The following is a 17259-nucleotide window of genomic DNA, read 5'->3' as shown; positions in this document are numbered from 1 at the left end:
GATCGGGCTATTCGCTAAACAGGCGGTATTATTGTGCGTCGGGCAGGTACTGTTTCGGCATCGGTGAGCCCGGGAACCACTTCTCATAGAGACGTTTCCAGGTGCCATCCTGCATCGCCTCTTTGATCGCTTTATCCAGCGCGGCTTTTAGCTGCGGTTTCTGTTTAGCAATCGCGATGCCGGCAGGCGCATCAAAAGAGGGAATATCTGCCGCATGAACCAGTTTGAAGCGATCGGCGTAGCTTTTGGCTGCCTCGTAATCGAGGAAAACCGCATCCAGCGTGCCGTTATTAAGCGAGGAGATGGCGGCATTGTTATCAGGAAAACGCACCAGGTCGGTTTGCGGGAAATGTTTTACCGCATAGCTCTCCTGCAGCGTGCCCTGCACCACGCCCAGCCGCCGTTTGGCCAGCGCATCGACACTCTTTATACCGGTGTCGCTGCGCGTCAGCACCGACAGATAGCCGGCAAGATAGCCGGTCGTGAAGTCCACGGTTTTGGCGCGTTCCGGCGTAATACCGATCGCCGCCACGCCCGCATCATACTGACCGTTAGCCACCGCAGGCAGAATACCGGAGAAATCCTGACCGATAAAATCGACCTGTTTTATGCCCAGCCTGTGAGCGACGTTGGTAAAAAACTCAATATCAAAGCCGGTAAAATTGCCTGCGGCGTCGGTAAAGGTGTAGGGTTTCGCATCGCCCAGGCTGGCAACGCGCATATGACCCGGTTCAATCAGGCCATAAGGGTTATTATCCGCCGCGCTGGCCGGGATGGAGAGAGTGACGATTGAAGCCGAGGCGATGAGCGCAACGGCCATTCTGAACAGGATGTTGTGCGATTTCATAAGTAGTCCGTTTTTGTTGTCTAAACATCAACGACTATTGAAACCGGGGACGTTTAATTAGTATGAGTCCGGTCTCAATGCAGGTGCTGATTAATGAGAAGTCCGCTTGTGAGACCGGTCTCAAATCAGTTACAGTGATATTAAGCACAGCCTTTCAGAGCCGTCAACGATCGATCCTTCAACCTGTGATTCGAATTAATTATGACAAGTAAAATTATGCGAATGAAAGCGCCTACCGCTGCCGATGTAGCGCGTGAAGCGAAGGTATCAAAAGCGCAGGCGGCAAGAGCGCTGGGCGGTTACGGCGCTGTCAGCGACGAGGTGATGACGCGGGTCCTGGCAGCGGCTGAGCGGCTGGGGTATCGCCCCAATGAACTGGCGCGTAGCATGAATACCGGGCGCTCTAATACGCTGGGCGTGATCGTGGGTGATATTGAAAACCCGCATTTCGGTCTGGCGTTACGCGGCATCTCGGACGTAGCGCGCCAGGCGGGCTACCACGTTATCCTCAGCAACAGCGATGAGCAGGTGAGCATTGAGCAGGAGGCGGTCCGCGTCATGCTGGAAAAGCGGGTAGATGGGATTATCGTCGCCCCCAGCAGCTCAGCCGCCAGCGATAATGCGCATTTAACTCAGGTGCTGACGGAAGGGCGGGCGCTCACGCTGTTTGATCGGGCGGTTTACGATCTGAATGTTGAGGTGATCGGCGTTGATTTTACCCGCTCAGCGCAGCAGGCAACGCAGGAGCTGCTGGAGGCCGGGCATCGACGCATCGCCTACGTCACCAGTATGAATTCCAGCGAACCTTATCGCCGTCCAGAAGATATGGGGCTGACGCCGGTTGCCCAGCGTATCGCCGGGATGGAGCGCGCCTTCAGCGTGGCGGCGGTGCCTTTTATCCCGGCGCTGATCAAGCCCAATGCGCTGGATGATGCGGCTGTTGCGCGTATCGTCGGCGAGCTGTTTGATGACGCCGCGCCGCCCACGGCGGTGATCGCTTCCGACAGCCTGATTGCTCAGGCGCTGCTGCGTGAGTTTCATCTGCGCGGTCTGCGCATTCCACAGGATCTGTCGTTTGTGATGTACGATAATTTCCCCTGGACGGAGATCGTTTCGCCGCCGCTATCGGTGATCGCGCAGCCCGTCTATGAGATGGGCTGCGAGGCGGCACGACGGATTATTGCGCAGATCCGTGGCGAAGAGCCGGGTCCGATGCCGCAGTTTGAGACGCGCTATCTGCGTCGGGGATCGACCGGACCGGCACCACTTTGATGTCGACCAAACCGATCCCCAGCTTGCGTGGGTCCTGCCCGATAATGTTGCCTTCATTAGAAAGCTCCGGCTCCGGCGGGACGATCACCAGCTGGCGGCTGCCTTCAGGATTATTGAAGCGCAGCGTTACCGTGCTGACTTCATGGCCCAGCGTTAGCATCTGCTGCTGATTGCCTACACGAACAGCGATCGGATGCCGGGCATTGGGGCCAAACGCTTTTGCCCGGATCACCAGATCAAAACCCGGCGGCAGCGGCCGGGCATACTCAATTGTCACTTCCGGTGCGAGGTTGGCGTTGGACCAGCGCCCCCAGCTTTCAGGACGGGAGATGCCGCTAAACGCTTTCACCGCCAGCGGCGCGCCCGGCACGTCGAATTTAAAGCTGTCGGCCTGATAGCGAATATCGTTGTCGGCGACTTTTAGCGCGGCGGCGTTCTGCTGCCAGCGCTGCTGATCCAGCGGCCGTTGAGGAATATTGACCGTGCTTTCATAGTTTGCCTTATCAATATGCTGAACCTGCGGCTGCGCGCCAAGTTGCCCCTGCGCCACGCAAAGGTCCGTTGATATGGCCAGCGCAGGCTGCCACAGGCGCGCCATCTTAAAGCAGCGATCCACCCAGACAAATTTATCTTCGGCGGCGAAGTCAGCCAGCTGGTAGCGCAGCGGCGCGGCATATTCGCCTTCCGGCAGCGGTTCAACTTTGTCTTTACCGATTTTCAGCAGCAGCGGCAGGCTAAAGTGCGCGCCAGAAAAGCTGATGCTGTTTTTCTGCTGGTCCACGCTAAAGCGCTCGATATGCTTTGGAAAGCCCCATAGCTGGATCACATCCGGCTTCCATTCCAGCACTTTTTTCTTCATTTCAAACTGCTCCGACAGCGAGCGATCCGACAGCGAACTGCGTCCCAGACCAATGGCCTTATCGCCGCCCAGCAGATCCAGCACCGTTGCGCCGTTATCCAGCGAACTGCGTTTCATGCTCAACAGCTGCGGCTGTGCGCGATCGCCGCGAATAACCATAAACAGGTTATCGCGCTGATGGGCGTTAAGGTATTTCCACGCGGTGTTGTTCATCGCCAGATGATCGGAGGAGACCACAATCAGGGTATTTTTGCCCCATGGCGATGCCAGAATGCGCTCAATTAGCCGGGCAATATGCTCCTGGCTACAGGCCACGGCGCTAAAAGACTGGTTGGGCTTACCTTCATAGCTGTAGCTTTTATGCTGGCAGCTACGTGAAATAAAGCCGTCAGGATGATGGGTATCTACCGTCAGGGTAAAGAGTGCAAACCGCTGTTTCTGCTGCGACAGATGTTCGAACTTTTGCCACACCTCATCCATCACCGTATCGTCATAAAAGCCCCAGTTGTTGCGATAGGCGGGGTCCGCAACCTGATCTTTTAGCTCCTGTAAGCCATAGAGATGATCGATGCCGTGCGATTTCAGGAAAGTATCTTTTCCGGCAAAGCGCAGATCCGCACCCTGGATAAACCAGGTTTGATAGCCGGAATTTTTCAAAATATCGCCAAGGCAGATATTCTGCGGGAAAAAGCTGGAAAGCGAGGCGGAGGCGTTGCCTTCAAAGGGCGCGAACAGTGGAATGCCGCACTGCGAAGCCACCATGCCGGCAATGGTATATTCGGTGCCCGGTAGCTGTTCGGTTTGCGCGAAATCCAGCGCCTGTTGCTGCCTGAGGCGGCTTAGCTCCGGTGCCAGCTGAGGAAAGGCCTGCTCGTTAAAATAAGTGCGCTCCAGGCTTTCGCCATAGATATAAACCAGGTTGAACCTGGGGTTAGCGATCTGCTTCTGCGGTTCGTGATACCACTGCGCAAAGTCAGATTCGCCGCTACGTGTTTGCGAGACGAACAGATCGGCGACCTGCTGAAAAGCGGGCGTGGTTTTAATCGAGGCAAGCGCCAGCAGCAACGCCAGCAGGCTGTAGCCGAAATGGTGCGGGCGATCGCCGCGCCGCCGCAACAGCCAGGAGAGCAGACAGAACACCAGAAACAGCGCCAGTATCAGCCCGATGCCGGGCAGCACATATTTACTGACCCCCGCGCCGGTCAGGCTGTTGGTTAAGGTATAGAGCACCGCATCGTTAATCCCTTCGCCGGTAAAATAGTTGCTGGCGTAGAGCGTGGCGTTGAGGATGATAAACAATCCCAGCACCAGCAGCAGGGAAAGGTACCAAAAGGTGTTTCGCCCGGCTTTGTAAGCATAAATGGCAATGGATGCCACAAATAAAATGACTGAAAAGAGTTCAGACAACGGGATTTCCTCATGCGGAAACGGGCGACATGAGTGGCGCCAGGCTCGCTTTCTTTATCAGGGATATGACAGAATTTTTTCAATCTATCCTGACTGTCATATCCCTGCAATACGCGAAGTCACAACTGTCGGGCGGAGCACGCAAATTCAGACATCGGGCGTGACCTCATGCCAGAGATCGTCCATGGCTAACTCCAGCTTTTTAAACATCCGATAGCGCTTTGAGTAAAAAGTATGACGCTTCTCATCCGGCAGCAGCACGCCGGGATTAAGCTGCACTGCCTGGGTGACGCCAGCGGTCAGGTTCGGCCATAAGCCGACGCCGACCCCAGCGCAAATGGCTGCACCCAGCGCGCCGGTCTCCATACAGGTTGCGACGCGAATGGGAATGCCCAGCACGTCAGCAAACATCTGGGGCCAGACGGCGCTGCGCGCTGCGCCACCGGAAAGGGTAGCCTGGCTGAACGCTATTCCAGCGGCATGCAGGCGATCGATATGCGCGCGATGGGCAAAGGTTACGCCTTCAAACAGCGCAAACAGCATATCGGCGCGGGTATGCCAGCCGCCAAGCCCGTAAAAACCTGCTCTGGCCGGGCCTGCTTTACGGCCGGAATAGAGGTAAGGATGATAAAGCGGCAGCTGCATATCAGGCCTGACCTGCGCCACCAGATCGCTGCTGCGCACCGCGCCCTGGCCGCCCCGGCCATCATCAAACTCACGTACGAACCAGTCGAGGTTGGCGGCGGAGGTGGCGCTGGCTTCGATCGCCATATAGCGATCGCGTTCAATAATGGAATTCATAAACACCGGACGCCGATATTCCGGCTTTTCGACCACCACCTGATTGATGCTCCAGGTTCCGGCGACAATCGAGGCTTCGCCACAGCTGACTACGCCTGAACCCACCGCGCTCGCCACCACGTCGAAAATGCCCGCCACCACAGGAATGCCAACCGGCAACCCGGTTAAACTGGCCGCCTGTGGCGTCACCCGGCCGGTTACCGCACAGGATTCGTTCAGCGGCGGCAACAGCGCCAGCGCCTCCTCTACGCCATACAGCGCCATCAACGATGCGCTATAGCCGCGTTGCGCATAGTCGATCAGACCGGCACCGGCAGCGTCCGAATAGTCGGCGCTGACAGCACCGCAGAGAAAGTGATTGATAACATCTTTAGCACACAGAACGTGGCCGATGCGGGCATAACATGCCGGATCGTACTGCTTCAACCAGCGCAGCAGTACCGGCGTGGCGGCAGGCCAGGGCTTTTGCAGGGCGCGTTGCCAGATAAGCGCTGCATTCCCCTGCTGCTCCAGCTCGCTAACCAGGGCTGCGGCGCGCATATCGATCGACTGGATGCCCAGCAGTGGCTGCTGCTGTTTATCCAGCGCGTAAAGGCCGTTGCCATGTCCGGCCGCGCCGACGGCGATCACCCGTCGGGCGGCATCGCCCGCCTGCGCCAGACAGTCGCGTACCGCCTGCTGCACGCCGTGCCAGACATCGGTTATTGGCCGCTCAGCGTAGCCGGGCTGCGGCTGGTGGGTTTCTCCGGCGCAGCCCGCCACCGACAGTACCTGACCGCTGCTGTCAAACAGCACGGCTTTGATCATGGTATTGCCGGCATCAATGCCGAGTAAGCAATGGCTCATCTGAATACCTCGCGTTTACAGGCGGCAAGCGAACGGTTTCGCTTTCCTTCTGGCGATGCGATGGCGCACTGCTTAAGCGCCGGAGCGGCGTCAGGCCTGGCGGTAGATCTCCAGTGCTTCCGCGCCGCTGACGCCCTGATGGATAATCGCCATCAGCGCTTTAACCACACGCGTTGGATTATCATGCTGATAAACATTGCGACCATAAACCATGCCCGCTGCGCCCTGGGCCATCAGCGCCGCGCTTTTTTCCAGCACCGCGCCCAGCTCGCCTTTGCCGCCGCCGCGTACCAGCGTTGGGCAGCGTGCGGCCTCCACCACACGGTGGAAATCCTCCACGTTTTCTGTGGGATCGGCTTTGATGATATCGGCCCCCAGCTCACGTGCCAGCCGCACCAGCGGCACTATCTGCGTCACGTCGCCCAGCGAGCCGTAGGCTGGCCCCTGGCCCTGCGCCGCCATCACCAGCGGCTCAATCATCAGCGGCATGGCATATTTATCGCAGGCGTGACGCAGGCGACCAATATTTTCCACGCACTGACGAAAGATGCCGGGTTCATCGGGGATTTGGTAAAGATTCACCACTACCGCCGCCGCATCCAACTGCAACGCCGCCAGAATCGGCTCTTCCGGATTGTGCAACACCGCCCACATTTCCCGATGACGCGTGGCATTATAGGCGTTGCCGACATCGGTACGCAGCACCAGCGCCGGTTTCGGCGTAGCAGCCTGCTGGAGCAGATCGGCCTGGCCATAGTTAACCTGAATGGCGTCCGGCTGTGCGGCGATAAGGCTACGCATTACGCCGGATATATCCTCCAGACCCACAAGGAAATCGGGTTCATTGGCGATGCCGTGGTCGATCGCCACATCCAGGCATTTTCCCTGTTTAAACAGGCGATTCAGCCGCACTTTAGCGCTAACCGACATGCAATACTCCTGCGGGTTGGGACTGGCAAGCTAAACGTAGACCGGAGACGCCGTGCAGGCGCGCCAGACGGGAAAGCGTCATCTCCAGCTGTTGCTGGCGACAGGCCTCGCTCCACGCCAATTCCTGCGCCATCAGATGGGCGATCTCCGCCATTAGCGGCGGTGTTAACTGACCAGAGATCCCCAGCGCGGTTCGGCGCAGCAGTAAATCTTCCAGCATGAACACCTGTTCTTCATGGATCAGCCAGCGCAGCTCGGTATCGCTGTAGTCGGCATGATGCTGCAACGGCTGCTCTTCCTCTGCGGCAATCAGGCGCAGCAGCAGTTCGGCACGGGTGCCGTAGCGATCCACCAGCTGAGCCACACGCGGTTCCGCCAGCTGATATTTATCGCTAAGTTCGCGGATCCAAATCGGCAGACGCTCATGGCAGGGAAAATTACGACCGCCGCCAATCGCCATATTGACGGTGCTGCGTCGGCGCTTTTCGCCCAGCAGCTTTAATACCCGATCTGCCGCCTGTTCGCCGAAGCGTCGAAAGGTGGTCCATTTGCCGCCGACCAGATTCAGGATGGAAAAATCATGGCTGGCATCCGGCGGGAAATAAACCAGCGAGTGGTTGCGGGTAATGCGACCGCTGATTTCCGTATCGCTGGCGGGCAGCGGACGTATGCCGGAGAAGGTGTACACCACATCTTCAGCGCTGACGTTGATATGCGGAAAAATGAAGTGCAGCGACTCCAGGATATAGCGCTGCTCTTCCGGCGTGCAGGCGATATTTTCCGGATCGTCAACGCGAATATCGGTGGATCCCACCAGCACTTTGCCGTACCACGGAAACATAATGCAGACGCGCCCATCCTGATTTTCGTAATAGACCATTTCATCGCGCAGCTCTGCCAGCAGCGCCGGACTGTCGATAATCAGGTGCGATCCTTTGGTGCCGCCAATCAGGCGGCGCGGATCGGCCGGGGCCAGTTGCTGGTTGAGGTGATCGATCCAGGCGCCGGTGGCGTTGACCACCACATGCGGTTCAAGGGTAAAAAGCGTATTGGTCAGATTATCACGCAGCGTTACCCGCTCGCCGTCGCTTGCCACCAGGCTGACATAATTCAGCGCCAGCGCCCCGGCGTGACTCTGTTCCGTATCCAGTACCAGCTCGACGCCAAGCCGCTCGGGTGCTTTGATCCACGCATCATACCAGGTGGCGCTGTATTTCACCCAGACGGCAAAGCCGGGCCAGCGGGCGCGGGTTTCGGCGGTATTGTTCAGGCGATGGCGCGGCATGCTGCCCTGTTGCCGCGTGTAGAGATCGTACAGTGCGAGGCCGGTTTTTATCAGCAGCGCGCCACGACGGGTCGGCTTTTCGCCGAGGCGCAGAAAGCGTTTGCTGGCGTTAATCAGCCCGCCGCCCCAGCTATCGATCGGCACCGTGGTACGCAGTGGAGAAACATAGTGAGGCGCATTTTTCAGCAGCCGATCGCGCTCCTGTACCGACTCTTTTACCAGATCAAATTCGCCGGTTTCCAGATAGCGCAGACCGCCATGGATCATGCGCGACAGTGCGCCGCTGGCGGCCTGACACCAGTCATCCTTTTCAATCAGCACCACCGGGATGCCCTGCAGCGCCAGCTCACGAAAGGTGCTGATACCGTTAATGCCGCCACCGACAACCAGCACTGGCACGCGATTATGCTGGCGCAGCGCAGCAAGTTTTTCCTGTCGGCTGCGCTTCACCACCACTTCCTGTTTCCGCATTTTTCTCTCCTCTGCCCACCACGATTTGTGCAGGCTCAGCGTTAACGGCTTGCTTCTGCAATTATTTTCGCCGCGAGAGAAGAGGGCAAAAAAACAGCGGCTTAAAATACGTAACTGTGAGCCGGATCGATAATATGCTGTAAACCTGCCTGACCGTTACAGCTCACCGGTCAGGTATTGCGCTACACCGTTGGCAAAGCTCCAGTCGCCTTTTTCATTGGTGATAAAGCTGATCATCAGATCGCTGCCGCGCACGCCGCAGCTGCTTTCCAGTTCGCGGGCCAGCTCGGCCATAAAATGTTGCTTTTGTTCGCTGCTGCGCGGGCTGGTATAGACCCGCACCATCACCAGGTTGTCGCTGCGCGTCAGGCCAAGCCCGGTATCTTCAAAGATCATTTGAAATCTTTTATTTTCATGAACAATCTGATAGCGATCGCGCGGCGGTACGGCAAACGCGGTCAGCACTGCCCGATGCGCTGCATCCAGCAAGTTTTTCAGTTCAGATTCAGAGCGTCCTTCAATCAGATCAAATTGCAGTAATGGCATGCTTTTCTCCGTTATCGCGTGGTTGGATCGCTATCCTGCACGCGCTTTTAAAGGAGAAAAAGCGCTATAGTTGAACGCATTGTTTACTATTTTGAACAATCTGATGATTACGAAAACCGATGCACTCTGGCTGCATTTGCACTGGCTTACGGTGCTGGCGGAGCAGGGCAGCTTTACCCGGGCGGCGGAGCGGCTTGAAGTCAGCAAAGCGGCAATGAGCCAGAAAATTAAACAGCTGGAGACGCTGGCGGGCGTCCCGCTGGTACAGCGCACCACGCGCAGCGTGCGGCTGACCGAGGCGGGTGAGAAACTGGTGCAGGAACTGCGCGCTCCCTTTGCTGAAATTGAACAGAGTTTTTACGCGGTGCGCGACAGCAGCGGCCCGCTACGCGGGCTGGTACGAATAACCGCGCCGGTAGCTTTCGCCCGTCAGCAGCTTCAGCCGCATATTCGAGACTTTTTGCGCCTGCATCCGCAGCTGCGCATTCAGCTTGAGGTAACCGATCGACTGGTATCGCTTGCCAGCGAAGGGTTCGATCTGGCGATCCGCCACAGCAACGCGCTGCCGGAAACCCATGTTGCCCAGCTTTTATGTGAAACGGAGACCTTGCTGGTGGCCTCTCCCGCCTGGCTGGCGGCGCACGGCGAGCCGCAGCATCCACAGGAACTGAGCCAGCATGACTGCCTTTATTACCCGCGTGGCACTGAACTGCCGCGCTGGCGCTTTAGCGATCCGGCACAGCCACAGCAGGAAATGGTGGTAAATGTCAGCGGCCCGTTTGCTACCAATAACAGCGAATCGATCCGCGATGCGGCGCTGGATGGCCTGGGAATCGCCATGCTGCCCGATTTCAGCGCACGACAGGCGCTGGGGGAAGGCCGTCTGCGTCAGATATTGCCGCAGTGGCATATCCAGGGTGCGTTTGCCCGCCACGTCTGGATCGTACGTCCGTGGGCAGCGCGGGTGCCGCGTGCGGTGACCGAACTGAGCCAGTGGCTACGGCAGCGTTTTCAAACGGGTATGGTGGGATAAGCTTCACAGTTGCCGACACTGAATGTGCATCTTTTCTAAAGTTTTACAGGGGGTTGCCGATGAGTGCGATGAATTCCCTGCGAAAAAACGATTAGACCTCCAACATTCAGGACAAGGCTTGTCTTATGACTACCCAATCTCACGTTACGCAACAGGCATGGCAGCTTGACGATGACACCACGCTCATGACCACCACCGATGCGCAAAGTTATATTACCTATGCTAATCAGGATTTTGTTGACGTCAGCGGTTATGAACGCGATGAAATTCATGGGCAACCTCATAATCTTGTGCGTCATCCCGATATGCCGAAAGCGGCTTTTGCCGATATGTGGGCGACGCTGAAGCAGGGGCTGCCCTGGACCGGACTGGTAAAAAACCGTCGTAAAAATGGTGACCATTACTGGGTGCGGGCGAATGTGGTGCCGGTGATCCGTAACGGTAAAATTACCGGCCATATGTCAGTGCGTATCAAGCCGGACGAGCAGGAAGTGGCTGCTGCGGAGGCGCTTTATCAGCAGATGCGCCACGGTAAACTGCGCGGCTGGCGACTGCATCAGGGGCTGCTGTTGCGTAGCGGAGTATTGAGTCCGCTTTCATGGCTGAAAACGTTGCCGCTGCGCTGGCGTATTCGCAGCGGCGTTGCCTTTTTCTGGCTGAGCATGGCGCTTAGCGCAATGTTTGTCGGATTGCAGGGCGGCGCGCTTGCCGCCTTTAGCGGTCTGGCGCTGCTGATGGCTTTTATCACCTGCGGCTGGCTGGAATGGCAAATCTCCCGGCCGCTGGAAAGGGTGTGCAGGCAGGCGCTGGATGTGGCGACAGGCGCGTCTCATCAGGTTGATCATCTTGACCGGGTCGATGAAGTGGGCATGACGCTGCGGGCAGTAGGACAGCTGGGCCTGATGTTTCGCTGGCTGGTTAAAGATGTGCGCGATCAGGTCATGAGCGTGCATCAGGCCAGCGATGAGCTGGCGCAGGGCAATGAAAAAATCGCCAGCCATACCGAGCAAACGGCAGCCAGCGTGCAGCAGACCGCCGCGACCATGAATCAGATGACCACCACGGTTAACAGCAATGCGGAAAGCACCGGTCAGGCGAATAGTTATTCGATGACCGCCAGCAAAGCGGCGGTGCAGGGCGGCGAAGTGATGAAGCAGGTGGTTGGCACAATGGATGAAATTGCGCAAAGTTCGCAGCAAATCGCCTCTATTACCGGCCTGATTGACAGCATCGCTTTCCAGACCAATATTCTGGCGCTGAACGCGGCGGTTGAGGCGGCGCGTGCCGGCGAGCAGGGCAAAGGCTTTGCGGTAGTGGCTGGTGAAGTACGTAATCTGGCGAAGCGTAGCGCCAGCGCCGCCAGCGAGATTCGTGATTTGATTGCTGCCAGCACGTTGAAAGTCGCGTCTGGCACCGGTCAGGTGCATCAGGCGGGCGAGACCATCGCCGATATTGTGGAAAAAGTGCAAAACGTGACGGGGCTGTTACAGCAGATAAGCACTGCCACGCAAGAACAGGGCACCGGCCTGAGAGAGGTCGGCAAGGCGGTAGAAGAGCTGGATCGCATTACCCATCATAACGCTTCGCTGGTAGAAGAGGGGGCGCAGGCCTCGGCGCGGATGAAAAATCAGGCGCATCGGCTGGTGGAAGCGGTCGATGTCTTTCGTTAATCAGCTGGCTGGCGGCCAGCCTCGCGCGTTGACGCGCATGGCGAAAGGATTCTACCGAGCCGGAATAGCCGCACAGCCACAGCAGACGTAGCAGAGAGTGCCACAGCGTGGGCGGAAGCGCGGGCGTCGCCAGCGGTAGCGCAGGCAGCGCAACTTCCCGAAACATAGCGTCAGTGTACGTGGCGCGCAGGCCCGGTTTTTCCAGCGAGAACAACGCACGCGGCAGCGGACTGGCAACGATGATCTCTGCCTGTGCGGCGAGCTCGATACAGCGCTGCGGTGGCGTAGCATTTCTCTGGATGTTTAATTCCTGTAAACCTGTGAAATACAGGTAATTCGCCAGGCTGCGTTAATAAGTTTTACAAAACTTTTCCTGTCATCAAACTGTCATCGCGCCGATTCACGCTGGCGACGGCAAGGTTATCTTATTACAGGAAAAATAATGCGCATCAAACTCACATTGCTCAGCGCCGTATTGCTCTCCGGCACGGCTGCCGCCGCCAGCTTCGATACCATTACCGCCATTGTTGACAGCACAACGCCTGCCAGCGATAGCCCGGCTTTTGTCCGGCTGGAAAACCACAGTCTGCTGGCATTGCGCCAGGCCATTCAGGGATCGCAGCCTCAGCTTAGGCGTGATGAGCTGCAGCATGCAAAGCAGGATGCACCGTTAGCGGATAAGGCCTGGCTGAAAGCCAGCGGCTACGATTTTGCGGTCAAACAGCAGCAGCAGACGGGCATTGCACTGCTGGAGTCTTTTAATCGTCTGCCGTCATCGGTCATGGATGCCAGCCTGCAGGTGGTAACGCGCATTAACCGTGATGCCACAGCGGGCGAGCGTCAGCAGGCATTAGCTGATGCGGAAGGCATTAACTATCTCTATTTTCTCAGCGATGCGCTGGGACCAAAGCTGGGCCAGGCCTTTCTGAATGCCTATAACAAAGGCGAGCTGGCAAAGGCTGCCGCGCTGATTAAGGCGACGGAGATCAGCACCTCAGCCGCTAAAGACTATTTCCACTATCCACGGCCTTTTTTGCAAAGCGGCAACCAGATCCATCTGGTGCCGGATGATGTGGTGATCAGAGATGGCAAAGCTTACAGCGCAACCGGCGGCGCTTTCCCCAGCGGGCATACCAATACCGGCTATACCGATGCGCTGCTGCTGGCGGAAATGGTGCCGGAGCGCTTTGTTCCGCTGATCGATCGCGGCGCGCGCTACGGCTATTCGCGTGTGATATTAGGCGTTCACTATCCGCTGGATGTTATGGGTTCGCGCATGATTGCTGAACGCAACGTCGCCCACTTTATGAACGACCCCGCCTGGCGCAAACTGTTTGCAGAAGCAAAAACGGAGCTGCGCAGCGCGCTGAGCCGCGAATGCGGCAGCGATCTGCAAACGTGCGCGCAAAACCCGATACAGGACGATCCTTACCGCGATCCGGCGATGGCGCAGTTCTACCGCTTTACCATGACCTACAGCCTGCCGCAGGCAACGCCACACCATACCGCATTAACCGTGCCTGCCGGTGCCGAGGTGCTGCTGGAGCCGGTACTGCCGCAGCTTAGCGCCGCCCAGCGCCGCGCATTAATGCAGAAAACCGCGCTGGCGGATGGCTATCCGCTTTCCGGCGGCGAAGGGGAGCAGAACTTTTGGCAACGCCTGAACCTGCATGATGCAATAACCGCAGCGCGCTAAGCGCAGGCGCGGGCCGGAAAGCAGGCTGGTCGCGCGCCAGCCTGCCACCGCGTTACGCCCGCTGCGCGCGATACCAGCGCCAGGCGTCCAGCAATAAAAACAGCAGCAAACTGATGCCCATCACCGGCAGGCTAAAGGCCAGCGCTGTTATCACCACCGCCAGCAACAAGCGCAGGCTAAGGCTCATGCGCTGCCAGGCCTGAATCAGCGTATCCGCCGGATGCTGTTGCGGTTGCGCAGGACGGCGCTGCCACCACAGACGATAGCCGAGCACAATCAGCACGCACAGCGCCAGACCAAACAGCGCCAGCACCAGCTGATTCGCAACGCCGAACAAAATGCCCATATGCGCATCTACACCCCAGCGCGTCAGCTTTGCCAGCAGGCCAAAATTCGCGAATTCAATTTTATCGGTAACGCGCCAGGTATGGGGATCTACTGCCACGGCATCCACCTGCGTTGGCCAGCGACGATCGATTTCACCCACAATCCATGCTTTGTTGGCCTGATAAGAGGGACGGATTTCCAGCTTTGCCGCATCAATACCGCTGGCGCGTGCGGCGGACAGCACGCCATCAAACTGGGCGGCGCTTAACGGCATATCCGGCGTGTGATGCATCATATGCCCATGATGCTCAGCATGTTCATCCATCATCATCGGCGGCATGCTGCTATCAAGCTGTGTATTCACCGCCGGGGTCAGCCAGCCATAATGCGCGCGCAGCACATTGATATTATCACCGGCCCAGCGTGACCAGGTGAGCCCGGTGGCAGAGAGAAACAGCATCCCGATCAGCAGCGCAACGCCCAGTAAGCTATGCCAGCTCCGCAGCCGCAGCAGGCGCTGCGTACGTGAGGCGCTTTCTTTTCTGACGCGACGCGGCGTGCGCTGTACTGCCCAGAGCAGCGTGCCGCCCAGCGCGGCCACCCACATCCAGCTGGCAGCTAATTCGCTATAGTTACGCCCCAGATCGCCCAGCAGCATGCTGCGGTGAAGGTAATCCAGGGTAGTACGCAGCGGCAAAATCCCGCTGGTGCCGTAGACGGTCAGATCGCCACGTACCGCCAGCGTTTTCGGATCAATAAATATCGCCCGCGTTTCTGACGGCGCGCTCTCTGCGAAGCGGAACATCACACGCGTGGTTTCCGTATCGCTTGATGCCGGACGCACGGCGGCGATTTTCGCCTGGCTGCCGGTATAACGCAGCGCCGCATCAATCTGTTTTGACAGCGGCTGGGCAGGGCCTGGCGCATTGGTCGTTAGCTGTTGCGCATAAAGATAATGTTCAAGCTGCGGCGTCAACACATAGAGCGTGCCGGTGAGCGCAGCGACAAAAATAAACGGTCCAATAAACAGGCCGATGGTGAAATGTAACCGACGCATAAGCTGCAGGAATGCCTGTGCATTCTGCGTTTTTTCAATCTGTGCCGAGGCCGTCGGCACGATTTTTTCCGACATAATGGTTCCTTTGCCCGATTGCGGGCTGTAGAGAAAGCGTTGGGTTAAACGAGTGAATACCCGCTAACCGGCGGCCCGCGCGGTCGGAACCAGATGGGGATCCAGCTGGCAACAAAAGGTTGTAGCTGGAGAGGAGCGGCTGGAATGGCCTCTTGCAGTAGCGTCCAGAGCTGCGGCAGGCGAACGGAGTCCAGCGGCAGATGGATTAACAGTACGCAGTAACCACAGGCGCTGTCGTCCATCATCGACATATGATAATGCCGGTGATGGGAAGCATCGGAGAAGGAGGGGGGCGCGGCGATCTCTGTAGCCGCATGATGGTGAGCATGTTCCGCTACTGGCGGGCTTGGTTGCCCGGCACTGTCTGCAGCGCAGCCCTGTTCATGGCTCGCGTCTTCTGCCTCTGTCGGCTCATTCATCACCATTGCTGACATATGCGCCATCATCAGCGAGCTATAGCCGTGTTGAGCCATCAGCGATTTTGAAATCACTGGGGCAACAAACAGCAGCAGCATAGCCAGCAGCGCCAGCCATGCCGGAAAACGGCTGCGGGCGATGGCGAAAGAGATCAGCGACACAAAAAATCCTGAAAAAAATAACCGCGTAATTGTATGCGAATTATCCGTCCAGGAGTAACGAATTAAGCTGAAGGCGGAGCATTTTGGCAAACATCCACCCATACAGCATCGGTAAGCTCCGCCATTTTTTCTGGCGAAATCCGCACTGCGCTATGAATAGACCCTGCCGCTGGCAGCACTTCGGCAAAGCGTCGCAGAGAAATATCGCAGTAAACCGGCAGAGGATGCTCAAGGCCAAAAGGACAGACGCCGCCGGGCGGATGACCCGTCCAGTTCAGCACCTCATCGGTGGTTAACATGCGCGCTTTCGTGCCCAGGGTTTCTTTTAGCTTGCGGTTATCCAGACGAAGGTCGCCGCCGGTCACGATCAGGATGACCTGATTCTTCACTTTTAACGACAGGGTCTTGGCAATCTGTCCTGGCGCAACGCCATGCGCTTTAGCAGCAAGAGCCACAGTTGCCGTGCTCTGATTTAATTCAATGATGGCGATTTCAGGGGCTCGCTCGGCAAAGTAGTGCCGTACAGACTCCAGGCTCATGTTGTCTTGCTCTTCACAATAAAAACGGGGGTGATAAAGCTGCCATAACCGGGAGGATCTGTAAACGTCAGGCGGCGGTAAAGCGCCGCCGCACCAGAAAAGCGCGCGCCTGCTCTGCGGGAAAAGTCAGACGGATTTCAGGGTGCAATCGCCGCAGCGCTCCACGGCTGGCAGGCGATAGCGTTGACAGCAGCTGCGACGCTGCATTGCGCCGTCACGCGGAATTACGGTGCGGTAAAGCGGATTATCGCTGCCATCCAGCAAATGGCGTGAGAAAAACAGCGCATGCTCCAGGGTGAGCAGCGTGGCGTCATCTACCCAGCTTTTCATCTCACCCAAAAACCAGTGCATCAGATAGCCGGTATTATTCCAGATAAGTTTGGCGTTGATTTCGCCATGCTGTTCGATGCCCTGTACCGCAGGGATCAAATGCTTCTGGATAAGTCGATCGATACGTTGATGTGCGTTCAGGTAGCGTGCATCTTCATCTTCATGTACATCGATCCAGAACTTTGCCGGGCGGCCGCTTTCATGGAACTGCAGATGAAAATGTTCCAGCGAGCAGTCGAGCGCGCGTTTCTCCATTACCAGTGCCAGCATCAGCGGCGGCACTATAAGGCCAAAATACCACTGCGCCCAGAGAGATTGCAGCGGCTTGGCCTCGCGCGGCATATCCGCATGCTCGCGATAGATCTCATCGCCATAGCGCGCCAGCAACTGATTAAAGTGGGCGCTTTGTGACCACTCCGCCTGGATAAGGGTATCGCCAGGAGCGGCGTCATTCAGGGTGATAAACTCAAGGAACCAGGAACGGTGTTCGCTGAACAGGCTATGCAGCGCAGCGCTAAGCGAACTGTCGCTCTGCATAAAGATCACTGGAGACGAACCGTACTCATAAGCCTGACGCGTAACGATGGCCATAGGGCTTCCTGTGTAATCCACTACCGAAATGGAGATAAGAAAACAAATGATAATCGTTCTTGATTGTATCCAGGAAGGAATAAGGTGGCAAGTAGGGGT

At 57.4% G+C, this 17259-nt stretch carries 13 protein-coding genes and 1 pseudogene; 4 read left to right on the top strand and 10 right to left on the bottom strand.

What is annotated here, in order from left to right; translation table 11 throughout:
• Nucleotides 1-28: 28 nt before the first annotated feature.
• The gene (locus B1H58_RS04245; RefSeq protein ID WP_085068141.1) at nucleotides 29-847 is read right to left on the bottom strand and encodes an ABC transporter substrate-binding protein; all 819 of its coding nucleotides are present in this window, start codon (nucleotides 845-847) and stop codon (nucleotides 29-31) included.
• Between the two features lie 201 nt (nucleotides 848-1048).
• Here B1H58_RS04245 and B1H58_RS04240 point away from each other — a divergent pair, with 201 nt between their 5' ends.
• Complete coding sequence (locus B1H58_RS04240; protein WP_085068140.1) at nucleotides 1049-2119, top strand: LacI family DNA-binding transcriptional regulator; 1071 nt, start codon at nucleotides 1049-1051, stop codon at nucleotides 2117-2119.
• Here B1H58_RS04240 and opgB read toward each other — a convergent pair.
• The 5 genes and pseudogenes from opgB to B1H58_RS04215 all read right to left on the bottom strand — a co-directional run.
• A pseudogene (opgB, locus tag B1H58_RS04235) lies at nucleotides 2106-4385 on the bottom strand (phosphatidylglycerol--membrane-oligosaccharide glycerophosphotransferase); the annotation flags it as partial. The gene B1H58_RS04240 and the pseudogene opgB sit on opposite strands and share 14 nt — an antisense overlap.
• 147 nt (nucleotides 4386-4532) lie before the next feature.
• Nucleotides 4533-6032, bottom strand: a complete 1500-nt coding sequence (locus B1H58_RS04230) for an FGGY-family carbohydrate kinase (RefSeq protein ID WP_085068138.1) — start codon at nucleotides 6030-6032, stop codon at nucleotides 4533-4535.
• 90 nt (nucleotides 6033-6122) lie between these two features.
• Nucleotides 6123-6962 carry a class I fructose-bisphosphate aldolase gene (locus B1H58_RS04225; RefSeq protein ID WP_085068137.1) on the bottom strand — a complete coding sequence of 280 codons (840 nt, stop codon included), beginning with the start codon at nucleotides 6960-6962 and terminating at the stop codon, nucleotides 6123-6125.
• Nucleotides 6952-8718, bottom strand: a complete 1767-nt coding sequence (locus B1H58_RS04220) for a glycerol-3-phosphate dehydrogenase/oxidase (protein WP_085068136.1) — start codon at nucleotides 8716-8718, stop codon at nucleotides 6952-6954. Before B1H58_RS04220 ends, B1H58_RS04225 begins: the two co-directional genes overlap by 11 nt.
• Nucleotides 8719-8874: 156 nt before the next feature.
• A complete protein-coding gene (locus B1H58_RS04215; protein ID WP_085068135.1) occupies nucleotides 8875-9264 on the bottom strand; it encodes a tautomerase family protein in 390 nt (129 codons plus the stop codon).
• Nucleotides 9265-9367: 103 nt separating this feature from the next.
• Here B1H58_RS04215 and B1H58_RS04210 point away from each other — a divergent pair, with 103 nt between their 5' ends.
• The 3 genes from B1H58_RS04210 (at nucleotide 9368) to B1H58_RS04200 (ending at nucleotide 13663) form a co-directional block, all read left to right on the top strand.
• The gene (locus tag B1H58_RS04210) at nucleotides 9368-10297 is read left to right on the top strand and encodes a LysR family transcriptional regulator (RefSeq protein ID WP_085072224.1); all 930 of its coding nucleotides are present in this window, start codon (nucleotides 9368-9370) and stop codon (nucleotides 10295-10297) included.
• 125 nt (nucleotides 10298-10422) lie between these two features.
• On the top strand, nucleotides 10423-11967 hold the full coding sequence (locus tag B1H58_RS04205) for a methyl-accepting chemotaxis protein (protein WP_085068134.1): 1545 nt from the start codon (nucleotides 10423-10425) through the stop codon (nucleotides 11965-11967).
• Nucleotides 11968-12409: 442 nt separating this feature from the next.
• Complete coding sequence (locus B1H58_RS04200; protein ID WP_085068133.1) at nucleotides 12410-13663, top strand: acid phosphatase; 1254 nt, start codon at nucleotides 12410-12412, stop codon at nucleotides 13661-13663.
• Nucleotides 13664-13715: 52 nt separating this feature from the next.
• Here the strand turns inward: B1H58_RS04200 and B1H58_RS04195 are convergent, their stop codons facing one another.
• The 4 genes from B1H58_RS04195 to fhuF form a co-directional block, all read right to left on the bottom strand.
• On the bottom strand, nucleotides 13716-15122 hold the full coding sequence (locus tag B1H58_RS04195) for a PepSY-associated TM helix domain-containing protein (protein ID WP_085068132.1): 1407 nt from the start codon (nucleotides 15120-15122) through the stop codon (nucleotides 13716-13718).
• Between the two features lie 44 nt (nucleotides 15123-15166).
• Complete coding sequence (locus B1H58_RS04190) at nucleotides 15167-15700, bottom strand: DUF2946 family protein (protein ID WP_167373281.1); 534 nt, start codon at nucleotides 15698-15700, stop codon at nucleotides 15167-15169.
• A gap of 62 nt (nucleotides 15701-15762) precedes the next feature.
• Nucleotides 15763-16239, bottom strand: a complete 477-nt coding sequence (locus B1H58_RS04185; protein WP_085068130.1) for a YbaK/EbsC family protein — start codon at nucleotides 16237-16239, stop codon at nucleotides 15763-15765.
• A 126-nt stretch (nucleotides 16240-16365) separates the two neighbouring features.
• Nucleotides 16366-17160: a siderophore-iron reductase FhuF gene (fhuF, locus tag B1H58_RS04180; RefSeq protein ID WP_085068129.1), complete on the bottom strand. Its 795-nt coding sequence runs from the start codon at nucleotides 17158-17160 to the stop codon at nucleotides 16366-16368.
• Between the last annotated feature and the right edge of the window lie 99 nt (nucleotides 17161-17259).

It is taken from the genome of Pantoea alhagi (assembly GCF_002101395.1).
GTDB classification, from domain to species: Bacteria; Pseudomonadota; Gammaproteobacteria; order Enterobacterales; family Enterobacteriaceae; genus Mixta; species Mixta alhagi.
Note: the sequence above shows the minus strand (reverse complement) of the source record. Positions and strands in the feature narration are given on the sequence as shown.

What these genes read in the sequence shown, in the direction of transcription:
- B1H58_RS04195 (WP_085068132.1), bottom strand. Translation starts at nt 15,122, where the DNA reads ATGTCGGAAAAAATCGTGCCGACGGCCTCGGCACAGATTGAAAAAACG.
- fhuF (WP_085068129.1), bottom strand. Translation starts at nt 17,160, where the DNA reads ATGGCCATCGTTACGCGTCAGGCTTATGAGTACGGTTCGTCTCCAGTG.
- B1H58_RS04205 (WP_085068134.1), top strand. Translation starts at nt 10,423, where the DNA reads ATGACTACCCAATCTCACGTTACGCAACAGGCATGGCAGCTTGACGAT.
- B1H58_RS04245 (WP_085068141.1), bottom strand. Translation starts at nt 847, where the DNA reads ATGAAATCGCACAACATCCTGTTCAGAATGGCCGTTGCGCTCATCGCC.
- B1H58_RS04225 (WP_085068137.1), bottom strand. Translation starts at nt 6,962, where the DNA reads ATGTCGGTTAGCGCTAAAGTGCGGCTGAATCGCCTGTTTAAACAGGGA.
- B1H58_RS04200 (WP_085068133.1), top strand. Translation starts at nt 12,410, where the DNA reads ATGCGCATCAAACTCACATTGCTCAGCGCCGTATTGCTCTCCGGCACG.
- B1H58_RS04220 (WP_085068136.1), bottom strand. Translation starts at nt 8,718, where the DNA reads ATGCGGAAACAGGAAGTGGTGGTGAAGCGCAGCCGACAGGAAAAACTT.
- B1H58_RS04210 (WP_085072224.1), top strand. Translation starts at nt 9,368, where the DNA reads ATGATTACGAAAACCGATGCACTCTGGCTGCATTTGCACTGGCTTACG.
- B1H58_RS04240 (WP_085068140.1), top strand. Translation starts at nt 1,049, where the DNA reads ATGACAAGTAAAATTATGCGAATGAAAGCGCCTACCGCTGCCGATGTA.
- B1H58_RS04215 (WP_085068135.1), bottom strand. Translation starts at nt 9,264, where the DNA reads ATGCCATTACTGCAATTTGATCTGATTGAAGGACGCTCTGAATCTGAA.
- B1H58_RS04185 (WP_085068130.1), bottom strand. Translation starts at nt 16,239, where the DNA reads ATGAGCCTGGAGTCTGTACGGCACTACTTTGCCGAGCGAGCCCCTGAA.
- B1H58_RS04230 (WP_085068138.1), bottom strand. Translation starts at nt 6,032, where the DNA reads ATGAGCCATTGCTTACTCGGCATTGATGCCGGCAATACCATGATCAAA.